The sequence below is a fragment of the Paenibacillus sp. MMS18-CY102 genome (genome assembly GCF_009789195.1).
In the GTDB taxonomy this organism is placed as follows: domain Bacteria; phylum Bacillota; class Bacilli; order Paenibacillales; family Paenibacillaceae; genus Paenibacillus_T.
Genome location: NZ_WSTC01000021.1, coordinates 1 through 16,579, shown reverse-complemented (window position 1 = coordinate 16,579; position 16,579 = coordinate 1). Strand labels below are relative to the sequence as shown.

General features: G+C 51.4%; 18 protein-coding genes. 7 read left to right on the top strand and 11 right to left on the bottom strand.

Annotated features, from left to right (window positions below; all coding sequences use genetic code 11):
• The first annotated feature begins 24 nt into the window (after positions 1 to 24).
• Positions 25 to 1,848 (top strand): glycosyltransferase, encoded by a 1,824-nt coding sequence (locus GON22_RS26590; RefSeq protein ID WP_160397155.1) that lies wholly within the window; start codon positions 25 to 27, stop codon positions 1,846 to 1,848.
• Positions 1,849 to 1,923: 75 nt separating this feature from the next.
• On the opposite strand, the gene GON22_RS16240 is transcribed toward GON22_RS26590, so the two are convergent.
• The 7 genes from GON22_RS16240 to GON22_RS16210 all read right to left on the bottom strand — a co-directional run bounded on the left by GON22_RS16240 (position 1,924) and on the right by GON22_RS16210 (position 7,359).
• On the bottom strand, positions 1,924 to 2,286 hold the full coding sequence (locus tag GON22_RS16240; protein ID WP_160397154.1) for a hypothetical protein: 363 nt from the start codon (positions 2,284 to 2,286) through the stop codon (positions 1,924 to 1,926).
• Positions 2,283 to 3,704, bottom strand: coding sequence for a hypothetical protein (locus GON22_RS16235; RefSeq protein WP_160397153.1), 1,422 nt, complete (start codon positions 3,702 to 3,704; stop codon positions 2,283 to 2,285). Before GON22_RS16235 ends, GON22_RS16240 begins: the two co-directional genes overlap by 4 nt.
• Positions 3,705 to 3,734: 30 nt before the next feature.
• Positions 3,735 to 4,112, bottom strand: coding sequence for a hypothetical protein (locus GON22_RS16230; RefSeq protein ID WP_160397152.1), 378 nt, complete (start codon positions 4,110 to 4,112; stop codon positions 3,735 to 3,737).
• A gap of 12 nt (positions 4,113 to 4,124) precedes the next feature.
• Complete coding sequence (locus GON22_RS16225; protein ID WP_160397151.1) at positions 4,125 to 4,697, bottom strand: hypothetical protein; 573 nt, start codon at positions 4,695 to 4,697, stop codon at positions 4,125 to 4,127.
• 33 nt (positions 4,698 to 4,730) lie between these two features.
• Positions 4,731 to 6,314 (bottom strand): DNRLRE domain-containing protein, encoded by a 1,584-nt coding sequence (locus tag GON22_RS16220; RefSeq protein ID WP_160397150.1) that lies wholly within the window; start codon positions 6,312 to 6,314, stop codon positions 4,731 to 4,733.
• A 144-nt stretch (positions 6,315 to 6,458) separates the two neighbouring features.
• The gene (locus tag GON22_RS16215) at positions 6,459 to 6,923 is read right to left on the bottom strand and encodes an EVE domain-containing protein (RefSeq protein ID WP_160397149.1); all 465 of its coding nucleotides are present in this window, start codon (positions 6,921 to 6,923) and stop codon (positions 6,459 to 6,461) included.
• Complete coding sequence (locus tag GON22_RS16210) at positions 6,913 to 7,359, bottom strand: SRPBCC family protein (RefSeq protein WP_160397148.1); 447 nt, start codon at positions 7,357 to 7,359, stop codon at positions 6,913 to 6,915. Before GON22_RS16210 ends, GON22_RS16215 begins: the two co-directional genes overlap by 11 nt.
• Positions 7,360 to 7,475: 116 nt before the next feature.
• Here GON22_RS16210 and GON22_RS16205 point away from each other — a divergent pair, with 116 nt between their 5' ends.
• Both GON22_RS16205 and GON22_RS16200 read left to right on the top strand, forming a co-directional pair.
• Entirely contained in the window at positions 7,476 to 8,447 is a 972-nt protein-coding gene (locus GON22_RS16205; RefSeq protein WP_160397147.1) for a helix-turn-helix transcriptional regulator, read from the top strand.
• Positions 8,448 to 8,484: 37 nt separating this feature from the next.
• On the top strand, positions 8,485 to 9,240 hold the full coding sequence (locus GON22_RS16200) for an HAD family hydrolase (protein WP_160397146.1): 756 nt from the start codon (positions 8,485 to 8,487) through the stop codon (positions 9,238 to 9,240).
• A 59-nt stretch (positions 9,241 to 9,299) separates the two neighbouring features.
• On the opposite strand, the gene GON22_RS16195 is transcribed toward GON22_RS16200, so the two are convergent.
• Positions 9,300 to 9,506 carry a hypothetical protein gene (locus tag GON22_RS16195; RefSeq protein ID WP_160397145.1) on the bottom strand — a complete coding sequence of 69 codons (207 nt, stop codon included), beginning with the start codon at positions 9,504 to 9,506 and terminating at the stop codon, positions 9,300 to 9,302.
• 172 nt (positions 9,507 to 9,678) lie between these two features.
• Positions 9,679 to 10,341 (bottom strand): hypothetical protein, encoded by a 663-nt coding sequence (locus GON22_RS16190; protein WP_160397144.1) that lies wholly within the window; start codon positions 10,339 to 10,341, stop codon positions 9,679 to 9,681.
• Positions 10,342 to 10,426: 85 nt separating this feature from the next.
• Between GON22_RS16190 and GON22_RS16185 the strand changes: the two genes are divergently transcribed.
• Entirely contained in the window at positions 10,427 to 11,158 is a 732-nt protein-coding gene (locus GON22_RS16185; protein ID WP_160397143.1) for a suppressor of fused domain protein, read from the top strand.
• A gap of 22 nt (positions 11,159 to 11,180) precedes the next feature.
• Positions 11,181 to 11,510, top strand: a complete 330-nt coding sequence (locus GON22_RS16180) for an antibiotic biosynthesis monooxygenase family protein (protein WP_160397142.1) — start codon at positions 11,181 to 11,183, stop codon at positions 11,508 to 11,510.
• A gap of 60 nt (positions 11,511 to 11,570) precedes the next feature.
• Here the strand turns inward: GON22_RS16180 and GON22_RS16175 are convergent, their stop codons facing one another.
• Entirely contained in the window at positions 11,571 to 12,557 is a 987-nt protein-coding gene (locus GON22_RS16175; protein ID WP_160397141.1) for a hypothetical protein, read from the bottom strand.
• The gene (locus GON22_RS16170) at positions 12,554 to 14,518 is read right to left on the bottom strand and encodes a hypothetical protein (RefSeq protein ID WP_160397140.1); all 1,965 of its coding nucleotides are present in this window, start codon (positions 14,516 to 14,518) and stop codon (positions 12,554 to 12,556) included. Before GON22_RS16170 ends, GON22_RS16175 begins: the two co-directional genes overlap by 4 nt.
• Positions 14,519 to 14,701: 183 nt before the next feature.
• Between GON22_RS16170 and GON22_RS16165 the strand changes: the two genes are divergently transcribed.
• Positions 14,702 to 15,493, top strand: a complete 792-nt coding sequence (locus GON22_RS16165; protein ID WP_160397139.1) for a hypothetical protein — start codon at positions 14,702 to 14,704, stop codon at positions 15,491 to 15,493.
• Positions 15,494 to 15,518: 25 nt separating this feature from the next.
• A complete protein-coding gene (locus GON22_RS16160; RefSeq protein WP_160397138.1) occupies positions 15,519 to 16,196 on the top strand; it encodes a hypothetical protein in 678 nt (225 codons plus the stop codon).
• Positions 16,197 to 16,579 lie beyond the last annotated feature (383 nt).

Here is a 16,579-nt window from a genome sequence, read left to right as displayed (position 1 = left end):
CCTTTAACCGAATGGAGATTTCCCGTGAAGCCAACCACCATCGTCCTGCTTGCCCAGCATTTTGCCCTATTCAAACGATGCCTGAGCAGCATACAACTGTATACGCCGGAGCTATTCGAGCTTGTAGTCATTAATGACGGGGACTCCCCTGACATCACAAGGTGGGCAGAGCAATTCCGTTCATCGCCTATTCAGGTGCTGCCCTCCCCTGCCATTGCTGGGGTTGCAGCTGGGTTCAATCGCGGGGCGGCTGTGGCGGCCGGTGAACGGATTGTTTTCATTCGCGACCATATCGTCGTCTCCGAGCATTGGCTCGAACGCTTATCCTCCGCCCTGGATGCCCATACTGATGCAGCGGCTGTTGGTCCTGTCAGCAATGGCGTCAGCGGTTGGCAGAACATCGAAGTGCCTGCTGAAACACTGCTACAGTTTGACCATTCCGCTAGCGGCATCGTGCTCGCCCGGGAAGGTGCAACCCGCTGCGTGACGCGGCTGCTCAGCCTGCTTCTGATCGTGCCCAAGGACAAGTTCGAGCAAATCGGCGGCTTCGACGAGCGCTTCGAGCTCGAATCGTATGAGGATGATGACTTCTGCTATCGCGCGCTGCAAGCTGGTTATCGGTTGTACGTTGCCCAGGATTGCTTCGTGAAGTACGTTCAGCCACCCGATTTGTTCCCGGATCGGCCGAACTGGCTCGCTCGCCAATTTGCAGCCAACCGCGATGTTGCCCAGCAGAAGTGGGGCAAAGACGTGACAGATGCGCTGAATGAGTGGAAAAGCCCCGTGTCCGTCAGCTTATGCATGATTGTGAAAAACGAGCAGCAAACGCTAGCCCGCTGCTTATCCAGCATCGCCGAGCTGGTGAATGAGATCATCATTGTCGATACCGGCTCAACTGACGCTACGAAGCAAATCGCAGCTCAATTCACGAGCCAAGTGATCGATTTCGAGTGGATGGACGATTTTGCTAAAGCGCGTAATTTTGCATTTAGCCATGCGACGAAGGATTTTATTCTATGGCTGGATGCCGATGATATTTTGCTCCCGCCAGACCAAGAGAAGTTCCGCGCGCTGGCAGCTGCCCTGCCATGGAATACGGATGCCGTATCGATGTTCTACAATCTCGCTGTCGATGCGCAGGGCACCGCCACCAGCAGCCTGCGCCGCAACCGCCTCGTTCGCAGAAGCAAGGGGTTTCGCTGGATTGGCGTCGTACATGAATATTTAGAGGTATCGGGCAACATCTTAGCTTCGGATATCGCGGTCACGCATGAACGGATGCACACGAACAGTTCCCGAAACTTACACCTATACGAGAAACGGGCTGCAGCTGGAGAACCATTGTCGCCTCGCGACCAATTCTACTTTGCGAATGAACGGTTCGACCATGGGCAATGGGAGCAGGCGTTGGCACTATATGAAGCATTTATCGCGGACAACCAGGGCTGGATCGAAGACAATATTGCAGCCTGTGGCAAAATAGCCGATTGTTACGCTAACTTAGGCCGTCTTGCAGATGCGCGCAAATGGGCCGTGCATGCGTTCACCTACTCGCCTCCGCGTGCGGAAGCATGCTGCCGCATGGGGGCTTACAGCCTAGAGGAAGAAGACTATGAATCCGCTATATGGTGGTATAAGCTGGCCGCTGGTTTGACGAAACCGGCCAATACGAATGCACTGCTGCAAACCAGCTACTGGACGTGGCTGCCGCATTTGCAGTTATGCGTCTGTTACGACCGCATCGGCCAGCACCAGTTAGCGAACATTCACAACGAAATCGCCGCATCCTTCCTGCCAGGCGATGAGCGTGTGCTTGCGAATCGCGCTTATTTGGCAACATTGCTATAAAACAACGCGCCAACAGGCCTAGCCATCGCCAACCGCCTGTTGGCGCGTTTTGTTGTTTAAACCCATACTACTCTTCTACCACTTAAACACCGCTTCCGGTCCGTTGTCCTGCCGTTTGGCTCGAATCTCGACTTGGCGAACCTTGAGCCGCCCTGGCACATAACTTTCGCCTTGGCTGTTGACGAAAGCCTTGTAAGGAAATGATAAATTCCCCCTGGGCACATAGTCCGAGTGATACCGATAGGTGCCGTTAAGCATAATCTCGACGTCTCTCCATACGTAAGGATCGCCATTTTTGACGATAATTTGCGACTTGGTTACCCCGATATCAGCGATCAAATCATCAGGATTGTGCCTATTCAAGTATCCGCATGCCGCCATTTGAAAGAGAAGCGCCAGTAAGAGCAGCGCAAGTCCAGTCCGGTGCATGGCCTTCATCGTGATACCCCCTCCCCTTGTACGCTCTCCGTTGAGATCGCCAAATCGAATAAAAGGTTCGGAGAACCAGGATGGTTGCGATGGACTTCAGCTGCGACACTATTCAGCCCCTTACGAAATAAGCCTCTTTGATTCGTCACATCGAACCGCCGATTCAAAACGGGTTCATTCGGCTCAGCGAGCGATTGCGGAGTAAGCAGCCCTGTTGCGATAGAGTTCCGTACCAGTTCCTCCCCGTTCACGTAGACCACAATGCCATCTTCAAAGCTCAAGTCCGCATAAATTTTCGAATACAACTCGGGCTCTTGCCCCAACATGAACATTGTTCGGAAGTAATATGAAGGCGCGTCTGTTTTGGCAGGCAAAAGGGTTCGATACGCGCGCGCACGTTTCTTGTCATCACTGCTTCCTATCGGCGCTCCGCCCATTGCCCACTTGGTATCGTCAAAATCCGGGCTACGCCAATCCGTCGCCGGCAGATGGAACCGCTCTGTAATCGGATGCTCCCCTGTAATATCGAAGCCCGAAGGAATCGTGATAGGCAAATCATCTCCGCCGGCACGGTACCGCCATTGCGAGCCCATCGCCAGCGGCGATGATAGCTGCCGCATCCGATCGTCACGGCTCGTATCCAACAGCAGCTGATCAATCGGTAAGCCCTGCTGATCACGGGCAATGATAGAGATCTCATCGGCTCTTGCCCCGATGGACAAATACTCGGCATTGTCGAGCTTGGCCGCGGGCTGCCAGCGATTCCAAGCAAGTGCGCCGCCCGAAGCCGGGGGCATCGTATCCATATCGGAAGACGGTTGATCCACGAGCTGCGAAGGCACATAGATTGCTCCATCTGCGACAACCGCTTCGATCCCTGCTTTGGCAGCTTCATTCCAAAAGCCTGACGAGGTTGGTTGATGCGCAACAAATGCAATGGGATGATGCTTGTCCGCCAAGCGGGCAGCCAGCCACTGCAGCTGCTCTTGCAACGCTTCCGCAGATTGATTCATGCTCTCCGAATCCAAATACAGCATTTGCACATTGCCGACGCTGGCTTCATAAACCGCGCGGCCGTAGCCAGGCAGCGACTCCGCAGGCAGATGAGGGTACTTCGCGCTGAATGCATCGGCCGTTTCACTGCCGTCGAAGATCGGATACAAGGACGTCGGCAGCAGCCCCGAAGCCGCTTTTACTTGTTTATCCGATGCAACTAGCAGCTGCGTCCCCGAATGCCCTTTCAGCCAAGCTGGAATATCGACTTGCTCCGCGCTTGGCAGCAGCACATCGATCGGAGCTGCCGGCACTGTAATTTCCATGCTCATGTAGCCTTGAGCAGGCAGGTTTGTCCACAGCAGCGAACTGCCCGTGACCGCTATCGCAAGCAAGAAACTGAGGAATAGCCTATAGCGTTTAACGAATTTCATCGGTTATCTATACTCCTTTGCTTCCTTGGCTTAAGGCAGAGCGGGCAGCCAGCCGAAAATACTGTGATACACCGGAGGCCATAGCAGGGCCATCAGGGCAAAAAAAATGCCGATAAACGCAAACAGCCATATTTTCAAAGGCAGCTGGCGATGGCGAAGAATCAGCCATAGCGCGAGCCAGCTGAATAACCAGCCGATTAATCCAGCCGTTTCTTTGCCGCTGAACGGCCCGATCCCATACCAACCCGGCATCCAGCTGCCCAATTTGTACATCGCCTTATTCGCTGCTACCGGCTGCGCAACCGACCATAGATGGGAGCCGATGACAGCTGCCATGCCAATCAAGATGGATAAAAGCGCAGCTACCGCTTCGCCAGACTGCGGGGCGCTTGAGGTTGTCTTGGACATGAAGGTATCTCCTTACACCATTTTCAATTTGGCGAGCCCAATGCCCAGCAAGAAGGCAATAAGCAGCGTAATCCACATGAGCGTCACCAATACGGCAATGACGGTGTTCATTCCAGCAGCCTCTTCAGCTGCAAGCCCGCTTCTGCGTACTCTACGGGTAAGAGCAGCCGCACATACGCTAAGCGCGAGCGGGAATAACGATACGAACTCTTTATATTCCATCAGCACCGAATGGGCTGACGGTATGTTATAAAGCAGCCATTGCTGCGCCTCGTCCGGCAGGCGGTACCCGATATAGAGCCAATTACCCAATGCAATTGCCATAAAATTAATAATAGCGGTTAGCCACAGCAGCAGCTCCAGCTTGGCCGCCGCTTTCGTTTTGCCCCGCAGCAGGCCATAAATGCCGTGGATGCACTGGCAGCTAAGCAAGACGGCTACGCATGAACCGAGCCCATGCAGCACCCCCTCCGTCTTGTGCATGCTCGTCCCGAATACGTTGATCAGAGGCACGCAAATAAAAAGAAAGGCAGCCGCAGCTGCCTGAGTAATTGCCAAGTCCTTGGCATTAATAAAAGGCTTCATCTCTATGTTCTCCCTATGCCAATCTGGCGCTTATCACTGGTACGTGATGGTGAGTTTAGGCCGCTGCGACGCTGTCGGCGCTTCGCTGGAGCTGAAATCTAGCCCATCCGTATTCGAGCTGTTGCTTATAATAACGCCCTTGTTATTGGCGCTATTCGCGATCCAGCCCTGCACGATTCCGATGCCCGCCGCATTCAGCGTAACTGTATAGCTGCCCGTCGCTGTAGCCGTAATGGCACCTAGCGATGTGCTTCCAAGGTCCAATGTTCCCTTCGCTCCCGCCGTCTGCCAGCTGCTTCCCGCAGCATACTGGTTCCAGTTCGCCTGAAGCTCGACCCAGCTCCGCTTCATTTCATAGAAGCTGTACGTGCTGCTCGATTTGTCCGTCACATTAATCGTAATCTTCGCATCCGTAACGGTACTGCCGCTTGGAATGGAGCTGACATCCCACTTCAATAGCGCCGACACGTCGCTGGTGCTGCCTGACGGCTCGTCCCCGTCGACCATCAACGCTGTCGCCGTACCGTAATTCACCGTTGCGGCATTTTGCATAATATGCGTATCTGTTGTGCCAGCATAGCTGGCGGATGGAGCAACGCCGTCCTGGAACGATACGGCCGTCGTTACCGGCGGCATCGTGCCTCCTCCGCCGCGCGTTTCCGAGAAGGAATCGATGACGTTCCCGTTAATGTCGTACACCGTGAACGTTGCCGTCTCGTCCGCTACATCTACAACCATGTAATGGTATGAGGTAACAGGTCCGACTTGTACGCCTTTAGCATCCGTTTTCGTCGAGCTGAGAGGCGCTCCTGCGCCCCCTAACGTGACCTGTTGGATGTTATGCGTGAAGCTATAGCCGTTTGCGTTGAAGCTCGAATCGATTTTGCGGCGATTGTAGTTGTGCTCATGGCCAACCAGAACCGCCGTCACGTTATTGCTGTCCACCACGCTCCAGAATGCATCCCTTTCCGCAGGGTTCGCATCCAACGAGGAGCCGTAATGCGCCCCAATCGGGTATGCAGGCACGTGGAATGTTATAAAGTTGTGGGTCTTGCCGTTGTTTTGCAAGTTGCTTTGCAGCCATGTACGCTGAGCGGAATTAATGACGTACTTGCCATTAGCGTCGGTGCGGTCGGAATTTAATACGAAGAATCTGGCATTGCCATAATCGTAGTAATAAGCTGACCGCTGATAGCCTGCCAGCTGATTGCTTGGCAAGTAATTGAAGACGTTGCTGAAGACCGTCTCGTCATGCTCGTGATTGCCTAATGCCGGATAAACTTGGTTCGTCGGATAATAATCGTCGACGATGTTTTTCCAATCGGTCAATTCCGTTTCCACATCAGAGCCGCCTTGTACTTGGTCCCCCGTAAAAACAACAAAGCTGGGCTGTACGGGCAACGCTTTAATTTGGCTCAACAAACTCCTCATCGTCGTTTCATTAATTCCATCCGTCGAACCGCGGGAATCCCCCAATACAACGAACCGAAATGACGTAGTCGCCGCGGATGCTGGCTGTTCGGTGCGAATGTACATCCCCACCAGACTAATCAGCAACACAGCTGCGAGCATGAGAAACAAACCCTTTTTTGCCACAACCGCTGGTAACGCCTTCATTAATACCCTCCTTTATTCCATTTTTCTTGCCTGTTTACTATAGGCTTGCTGTGTCAACGTACCGTTAACTTGTCGTTATTCATTTGTAAACGCAAAAGAGGCACCGCATGGGGTATCCCCTCGTACAGTGCCTCCTGAATCCCATCATTTCGCAATCTCCTGTGCGCCTGCCCCTTCTATATTCATCGCCGTAGCAATAACCGCAAAATCCGCCGCATCAATCTCGAAATGCCCTGTTCGAAAACGATAGCCCCAGTTGCGCCGGTTCTCTCGCGTAAAGATCATCTGGTCCAGCAGTGAATGAATAGGCGTTTCCGTACAATCATAAAAATCAATATCACGCCGGGACGGGACGAACGTTTCACTCATTGCATATTCGTACACGAGCGCATTGCGCACCCTGCCTATTGCAGTGAACGCTTGCAGTGGAACCCCGCCTTCCATATCCGTCTTAGGCGAATAATAAATAAGCCAGTCCCCTTCCCGCATGCGCTTCAAGGACGCAGCCTTGCCATGGCATAGCTGGGCGAAACCGCCCGCTACGCCTCGCATGACATGTGAACGGGACACGACGCCGATCCAATAACGCGTTCGGTTATTATCGCCCATCCCGATCACCTCCGCGCTCCAGCTGTTCTGCCAATGCCACAAGCGATTCCACCGTATGCGGCATTCTCTTGGACACTTCCCCGCCGAACTGTACGCCTATTGTATCCGCATTAGGCCCTGTTACGATGATCTTGTGCGTCACCCTTGTGCCTTCACCGACAGGCTCAATCGTATGCGCCAAGCTCACATCAATGCCGAGTTCTTGCATATGCGTTATATCCGAGAAAAATTGCAAAGGCGTAACTTTCAGAAGCTCGTAACTCAGCACGCCTTTCCCTCTCGGCTGCAGCGTTCCTTTCGTTCCCGCTTCGAACTCCCCCTGCAGCTCCACATGGATATACGGATCCCACACAGCCCATGTTTCGAGGTTGCTGTATAGTTGCCATATTGTCTCCGCTTTCGCTTTCGTAATTACACTATGTTCAAACTCAAACATCATATTCGCTCCTTTATAGGGGTAGGATTTTCCTGCCCGGCCTGAGAATATGTTCAGTATAACGACCCGCTCCTGACAACGTATTGTCAGGAGCAAAACGGAGGTATAAAACAAAAATGACCCGTTCTGATCGGATGCTGTCCATCCTGCTGGAGCTGCAGCGAAGCGGCGTTGTCCGCGCCGAAGATCTCGCCAACCGGCTCGAAACGAGCGTCCGCACCATCTATCGTGACATGGAAGCACTCTCGATTGCAGGCATCCCGCTTCGCTCTACGCCGGGCATCGGCTATGAGCTGATGGAAGGATTCTTTTTGCCGCCGATTCAATTCACTGCACTGGAAGCCTCGATGCTATTGCTTGGAGGGGACTATATTGCCAATACGTTCGACCAAGCCTATGGGGACATCGCGCATGCTGCGCAGGAGAAAATCGAAGCCACTATGCCAGAGAAGCAACGGTTACAGGTTCAGCAGCTAAGAAGCAGCATTCATCTGTTGAATTTGGACGAAGCGTACCATGTTCCAAGCGCAGATGAAGCGGATCAAGAAACATTAGGGCTTGTACGCAGGGCAGTGCTAGAGCAGCATGCGATATCGTTCACTTACCGAAGCCGTCGGGCTTCCCCCTATGCTTCAGAGGAAACGCCGCTATCAACGCGAAGCGTTCATCCGTACGGTTTGTTTCATTCGCGGGGCAGTTGGAGCTTCGTCGGGCATTGCAACCTGCGTAACGGGCTTCGCCAGTTTCGCCTGGATCGAATGGCATCGGTAACGCTATTGCCAGACACCTTTCAGCGGCCTGCCGAGTTTCGCATGAATGCCTATGAGCCTGAACAAAATTTTGATCTAGAGGTTACTGTATCTTTCGCCAAAGAGGCACTGCCGTGGGTTCAGGAAAATCCATCCTTCTACCTTACGGGCCTGGAGGAACGGGAGCATGATGCGCTTGCCACACTTCATTGCCGGCAGGAGGAGGATCTGGTGCAATGGGTGCTCAGCTGGGGGCGGCACGCCCGCGTGCTCCAACCCCAGTCGTTGCGGGAAAGCATTCAGGAGCATGCGATCGCGATGGCAAGAAGTTATGTGTAACGGGTAGAGAAGATATTGCACAGCGGGAGGCCTAAAGATGGCTCGATTAATCGTTGGACGCCAGCATTATGAGGTGAAAGGGATTTTGTTCGACAAAGACGGGACGCTGCTGGACTTTATGGCACTGTGGGGGAGCTGGTGCCAGCTCGCATATGCCCATTTTATAGCGCGTTTCGATGGGCCGATCGCTCCATTAGACCAGCTTTGGGGCTTGAGGTTGGATAGCTCCGGCCAAGCCATCGATTATGACCGAAATGGTCCCGTGGCGATGGGATCGATCGGGGATTTGCTCTCGACGCTCGCTTGGCAAAGCTATCAACAAGGCATGCCGTGGGGAGAATCCCTCCGGCTGGCAAGAGCGTGCAAAGAAGCTGCCGATGCCGAAACCCGCCGGATTCGTCCGGCACGCCCGTTGCCCGGAGTAGTTGATTTTGTGCAAAAATGTTACGGAAGCGGCCTAACCCTCGGGGTGGTCACAGCAGATGAAACAGAGGATTCGAAGCATCATCTGGAATGGATGGGCATTTCGCATCTATTCGCATCCGTGATTGGCAACGATCTTGTCGAGCGCGGCAAGCCTTTCCCCGATATGGTGTACCAAGCCTGCGCTGAGCTTGGCCTTGCACCTGAGGACGTTGCTGTCATTGGCGATACGAACGGCGATATGCAAATGGGCAATGCCGCAGGCGTAGCGGCCACGATTGGGATAGCCGCTTCCGAAGGCGAGGCAACTTTGCTAGCGGATGCGAAGGCAATTATAATGTCATACTCCGAGGTTGTTCTAGAGCAATAAAAATAGCCGACAGGCACCTCGGAGGAGGGGCTTGCCGGCCTTTATTGAAGGATTGTACATTAGTGCAAACATAAATACGGTTTGTTATTTTGCAAATCATCGTATGTCAGCCCGCTCGCTGCCGCCTGTTGCGAATGCAAAATCATGACCACAGACACCGCAACGATCAAGACTGTCGCCATCAGCATAATGACTCTAATTCCCGTCATAACGGAGCTGTTTTCTTCCCAATATCCCTCCTGCTCAATCTGCTCAATCCCATCCACGAACATCTCCCCCTTTTTTTTAACGCATCATTGGTTAAAAGAGTACTCTTGGATGTATGTGACACAGCCTGCTCGTACAAGCCGGCTCAGAATGGCAGTCTACATGCATATGCTGCATTTAAATTTTCCTGCTATATCCAATATAATCCCCATCTAGTGATGTTGCAACGACTTAAAACGATGTAAGCGGAATGCCGGGGAAGCTACCGTCTGCTGAATCCGCAAATAAGGCTGTGCCGGCCACCCCCGCGCCTGCAGGAACACGGGGAGCTGCTGACGGATTCGATGGATACCGGCTGCCCGTGTGATGCAGGATGTGATAGGCAGGCGCGCCCGCCCCTCCGCCTGACACCTCCATGATCAAGTCACGCCATCCGTTCGACTTTTGGCCGCTTACGATGATTGGAGCCCGCACGAGCATAAAATTCGAGACGACCCGGTAACCGTTGACGCCTCCGCTTTGCTTAAGAATGACGGCACTGCAGCCGCCCGTTCCGCACAGCGTTGGCCCGGATAATAAAACGAACGTTTCGAGCTTATCGTCTCCGTCCAAGTCAATTCGGTTATAATAATAATGGACATCATCTATGCCCTGCTGCAATCCATAATATCGGGCAATCGTCCGCTCTAGATTGGCATCCGGCTGTTTTTCCGGCACCATACTAGCCACTGCGACAAGGCTGGGCGCTGCGGGCTGTGTAGCGATTTGGCGTACGGCCAGCAGGCAATACTCCCCTTGATACCAGTAGACAAGCGCTGGCCCTTCGGCAGTCCACACCCAATTGCGCGTAGGCCAAGCATAGCCGTCATAATACGGGAACATCCCTTCCCTCATTTCCGAACGTAATCCTTCAAGGATATGCGCGCAGCAATGGAGGAGTGCCTATACATTCCTAATAAATTCCTATCTAGGAGGCGCCATGAGCGACCAAGAGATATCCCCTTCCAAGCATCCCATTTACCGTCACGAGACCAAAGATCGCCCGCTCCAGATTGCCCATGGAGACGAAGAGGCAATTGCCCTTATTACGCAGCATGTTGAGCAGCATATCGGTCCAATTTATACGATTTTTCATGAAATCATCTCTGACCTTGTCCATATCGATATTATCGTTGTGGCCCCGACAAGTGAACGAAACTACTATACATTGGTTACTTGTGGCATGAGCAACCTGCCGATGGCTGTTCCTGAGGGAGCTGAGGCTTTCCGCTATGCAGAACTTATGCTCTGCCTCCCGCCAGATTGGCCAATGTCCGAAAAGGCATTCCACCAGGAGGAGCATTATTGGCCAATCCGCAGCCTGAAGATGCTCGCACGGCTGCCGCATGAATATGATACGTGGCTACATGTTGCACACACGATTCCTAACGGCAATCCCGCAACACCTTACGCCAGCAATACGAAACTTATAGGCATGATGCTCTTCGTCCCGGAAACAGTCAAGTCGTTTACTGAGTTCTTCACGCTAACCTTCTCACCGGATAAGGAAGTGCATTTCTTTAGCCTCATTCCGCTCTATGCGGAAGAAATGGATTTTAAGCTCAAGCACGGTGCCGACGCCTTGATCACTAAGCTGGAAAAAGCCGGAGTTACCGAGTACATTCAACTAAACCGAAAAAACGTATGCAAGAAGTTGTTCGGCCTATTTTAACCTTTGTCCGTGGAGGCGACGTATGAGCAAAGATCACACAAAAGCAAGTGCAGGGGTTTATGCCGTTATATTTACAAGCCAGCGCACGGAGGGCGACAACGGTTATGGCCATATGGCGGACCGGATGGAAGAACTTGCGCGAGAGCAGCCTGGTTTTGTCGGTGTAGAGAGTGCCCGAGGCACGGATGGTCTCGGCATTACGGTATCCTATTGGGAGAGCTTAGAGGCTATTGCGAATTGGAAAAGCAATGCCGCCCATCAGGTGGCGCAGGAACGTGGGCAACAAGAGTGGTACGAGCAATACGAGGTAAAAATTTGCAAGGTGGAACGTGCTTACGCGTTTGGCCTATGATCAATTGCAAAAAGGGCATCATTCGGCTTAATGCCGAATGATGCCCTTTTTCTCACTAAATTAAGCTTCCAAGTTCGTCAGCTGATTCCACACCGCTTCCGCATCCTTAATAAATAAAGGATTCGCCCAGAATGTAAGATTTTCACGTTCGAAATCAATCTCGTCGTACAACGCCAATACTTTCTCGATCGGTTGGCTAGACACGCTATAGCCATATGTCAAATCAAGCAGCTTCAATTGGATGATCCATGTATCCTCCGTTGCAGCAATAACGCCACATTTAACTAGCAAGTACGGAATTCCATTATAGATACTCCAAACGACAAGCAATTGATCATCTATAGCCGGCCCATCCCTAAACAATCGCCCCGAAGGATGATAGGACAACCGCTGCTCGGGTTTTAATTCATGAGTATCATCGAATAGCTGGTAGCGAAGCTCGAAAGGCTTTCCGCCACATTCGTCAACGATGCTCTCCAAGCAGTTCTCGTACCAGGCCGCCGTACCATAAGAATGGGCGATGTCAGGAACAAAATATCGGGCATCAAATTCGCTCGGCCGTATTGGCGCACCGTGCCAAGCGCCATCATCAGAAAATAGATAACCATTCGTCAATTCCGCAAGCGCTGAAGCAATGAAGCCGTAGGCTAAATTAATAATAGCGGACTGCCCAGCCGATCTTCGAAATGACCAGTAGTACCCGACCGACAATGATTGCCGCACGGAAAAATAGGCCTCTCCATAACTGCTATAATCATCCCAGATGTTTAGGGTATCCTCATCCACCTTGCGATAATAAGCATCCGTTCCGCCATCATCGCTCGGCAATGCATAAAACCATGCATATTTCACGTCCCACAACACATTGTCCATGACCGTATCTGCCGGAGCAATAAATCGATCCCCAAGCCTAGCATGAATGACCGGCACATCCTGCAACTCATAGGGCTGCAGAAACTTGCTTAGCTTCTGATTAGCCAATTGAAGCACCTCTACAATTGTCGGCACTTCCGATGTGGCAGGAAACACTTCAAATTGCGTACTCATAACCCCACTCTCCTCCCACCCTTTATCCCCTTCGAACTTCCCTGTTTCCCACTTCTCATCAAGTATGGATAAAGCATAACAAGCCCCACAATATAGAGCCCAAATGCAAAATACGCCGGCAGAAGATGCCAGAAATCGGTGTAACTTATTATAAAATGAATGCTCAACCCCGCGACAAACCCCGGCGCTCCGCTCAATAGAAGCGTCCACCACTGCCACTTGGCGCCTTGCTGCAAGCCCCACAAGGCAACAACGAGAATGCCAACGGCATCCGACAACAGCGCACCGCCGAAGCCAGCCCGGTCATGGGCAATTAACGGGATCAGCCGTTCGTTGGCCAGATTGAGATCATCACGCGACGTACACAAATAGCTAATATCTTCCGGTACGAACACATTCGTAATGCCAACTAGTGCGATCACTATCCCGCCGATACATAAGGCAAATCCGAGGACGACAAAACATAGCTGCCCCCACAAAGCCCCCTTCCACTCCTTACTGTTACGCAAGTTAACCGGAAGGCGATAAGGACGATCGGGGTTATTGCGCAAGGACAGCAAGAACATCGGGAACAGGATGGCAGCCGCCGCTGCTTGGATAGGATCAAAGAAACCATAGCCTAAATACAAGAAGAAGCTTGGAAATCCAACGCCCGCGGAAGCCCATATTGCGGTTTTGGCCCAATGCAACCCGAACCGGAGCCCATGCTTCGCTAATTGATAATAAAGGATGCCAATCGACAGCATCGTGCCAGCTAATGTAATGCGGTCATGCGACATAAAATAGAGCAGGTTTCCGTTGATTCGATCCACTTCATCCCGGTTTATGCCTAGAAAAGCTTCATCATAAGGGAGCAATACGCCATTCGCCGCAATAAACCAAGCGATCAACCCTCCAATAATCATCCCAATGCCCAGAAGGCACATCCAGCCCCAATTTTGCCAAAATGGCTGTTCCGCCGGAGACGGCTCCCCTGCCAATTTGTGATGGATAATCGCTTCATTCACTCGTTTAGGAAGCCCTGGTCCAGAATAAACGAAGCCGCTATGCAGAAGAACATAATCTGCTCCGGCTTCCATGAGATCAATGGCATCGGCTGGTTCATGCACGCCAGCAGCTGCTAATAACACCGCTGCCTCTCCCGCATTCGCCCGAATCTGCTGTAATTTAGCTATACACGGCAATTTGCCATCGTGGCTGACCCTCACCCCTTGCGGTCCACGGATTGCATCACCGATTACGAATCCGCTCCAAATAGCAGGGTCAGCCGCATGCACAATGCTTTCCAGCCCCGCTTCAACAGTATCTAACGGGATATACAGCAGGACATGCTTCCCGGCATGTTTGGACACATGCGCCGCCATCTGTTGTAGCATCAGCTCATTATCCAGTTGGCTTCTATGCGGGGAAATCGCCTCCACGACAATAGCCGAAGCATACTGTTCCTTAACGAACGAATCAAAAAGCGACCGCAATTCAGCCATCGCCTGCTCTGTATCCGATCCCGGCATAGGAGCAATTCGCACAAGATGGGGAAGCCGATGGCCAGGCTTTCGGATACGCCGGAGGGTCTCTTGGGCGCCCCCATTCTCATATTCACAAGGGTAGGTGATGCTCTCCTCTTGTACATTCATTTCTATAGGCTCACTATTCACTATAGGTTCGAGCGTAACCGGGCCTACTTCGACGAACCCAAACCCTAATTGGGACAAGGCTTGAACGGCGATGCCCCGCTGGTCAATTGCACCAGATAGCCCTACAGGGGTCGGTAACATTGTTCCAAATCTATGGCTGTTCAGCATTGGGGCAGGTTCCATGTGCCCCAATGCTTTGATCACAAAAGTGCCGCCAGGGATCCGGCTTACGTTCCCCATCCCCCTTAGCGTAACTCCACGCGCAGCTCTAGCAGGCATCCGAAACAACACGGGCCGAAATAACGTTTGATACGACCAATCTGGCATGCAGGAGGTTCACCGCCTTTGTTAAAAACGAGAGAATGAACGTTATAACACTCTATTTTGTATACTATCCCATTAGGGTAATTAATTCCATATTTCTGTGATTTGCAAGAAAGGGAAATGGGGAACCATGTCGAACACTACTGTCGTACAATATTTCTCTAATTATAGAAATGGATGATGAATTTGGATCAGTTAGAACCCGTCCCCGTTATACGAAAAATAAAAATAAAAGCACATTGGGTGATCGCCTCGCTTCTCTTGCTGCTCCCGTTATCCTTTGGGCTGTTTTGTTTCCTGCCTCAATACTACAGCTTTACAACGTTAGGAGAGATCGTTCCCGTCCGGGAAATTGGCGTGAACGGCAGCGTTCATTTTATTTATGTGCAGGAAGGGCTTACGCGCAATCGATACGAGAAATATGTGGCTAGGCAAGCTTACCCCTATGCGCAATTCACGCGTGTCGACGCATCCGCAGAAGATTCCCTCTCGGACATGAAAGAATTAGGGGAAGACGCGCGAAATGAAACGATTCACAACGCCGTGGACTCGGTCGCCGCCCTATCGGATGAACCAAGCGGAAACCTTGAACGGGAGGAACTAGAGCTGGCCTTAAATGAAGAAACGGAACAATATTACGGGGACTCGATTGGTTTAATGTTAAGCCTGGGCTTATACGAGGAGAAACAGCAGGTGGATTTCTCTAGAAATGGGGAGTTCATCATTGCGGGCACCGGAACAATGGAGGAAGACCATACGGTCGGTTCTGTTGGCTCCATACGCGATAAGCTGCGAACAGCGGAAAACCAAGGAGCTGATATTTTCTTAGTGCCAAGAGATAAAGAAACCTTCCAATACGAAGGGATAAGCAACGAGGAAGAAGCGCAGCAAGCCGCACAGGAGCTGCATTTGCAGTTACAAGTTGTTCCGGTGGCTACTTTGGAAGAAGCAATCACCTACTTAAAGCAGTTACACTAACCTAAATCTGGAGCGTGAATCCAACATGCCGTTAAAGTCAGAAACCATGTCCAACGTACTCAAAATTTTATTGTGGGTGCTCGTGGCGCTAGCCGCCGCGGACCTCGCTTTTTCAGTCATCTATGCAATCGATCAAGATGTGTTCTTCGATCAATTTTATTCGATCTATGGATTTGAAAATATTATATCAACAGTCCTTTATTTGATCATTGCTGTGGTTTACTTAATCTGGATCTATCGCGTGCATATGGACTTGAACCGTCTATTCCTTCGTTACCCCCGTACTCCAGGTTCTGCCCTTGCTTGCATGTTGGTGCCATTCTATAGCATTTACGGCGTTCCATCCACTTACCAGATTATCGGCAATCATTTTCGGAAGGGAACGGAGTGCGTTCGTAGAGAAGGCGAATGGATTCGCGGCCTATCCATCCCGCTCGTTCTCTTAATTCTTGTTACCCAAGTGTTAAACAGGCTAGTAAGTGCAGATGATGTTAGCGGGGCACTCCTGCTCACGGCAAGTTCCGTAGCTTTAATTCTATATGCCATTTTTCTTATCCTCTGCATGCTAGTGTCCAATGGCTTACGCAAAGCCGAAGCTGAAATTTCTAGAAATACCCAGGCGGAAGCCGATGCATCCTCGGAAGCTCTCGCAGAGTGGAACGATGCGGAAGGCTCCACAATCTCGCTTGAGAAAAAGGAATAAAGGCAAGGCAAGGCAAAGCAAAGGGGCTTCTCGTTCGCGAGAAGCCTCTTTTGGCTGTCGACCGAATAGGGTACTTTTTTATACCCTATTCGCACTTCAGCGCGCTAATCAGTCGTTTAGGGTACATTCAGGCTGTCGCATATTTAATTTAATTAAATTTTAACTTTTGCATCTATATTTTTACAACAAATTACCTTATCATTACATACTAGTTTCTAATATTCGACAAACAAGGAGAACGTACATGGGCCATCACCACTAGCGTTGCATTAATATTCTCTGAATCTTCATAAATTTCTGTCTAATATACATCGGCGCATAAAAAAATCCTTTACAATAGATATGGAGGTAGCCCCGTCCATAATCCACTGAAAAGGATCAAT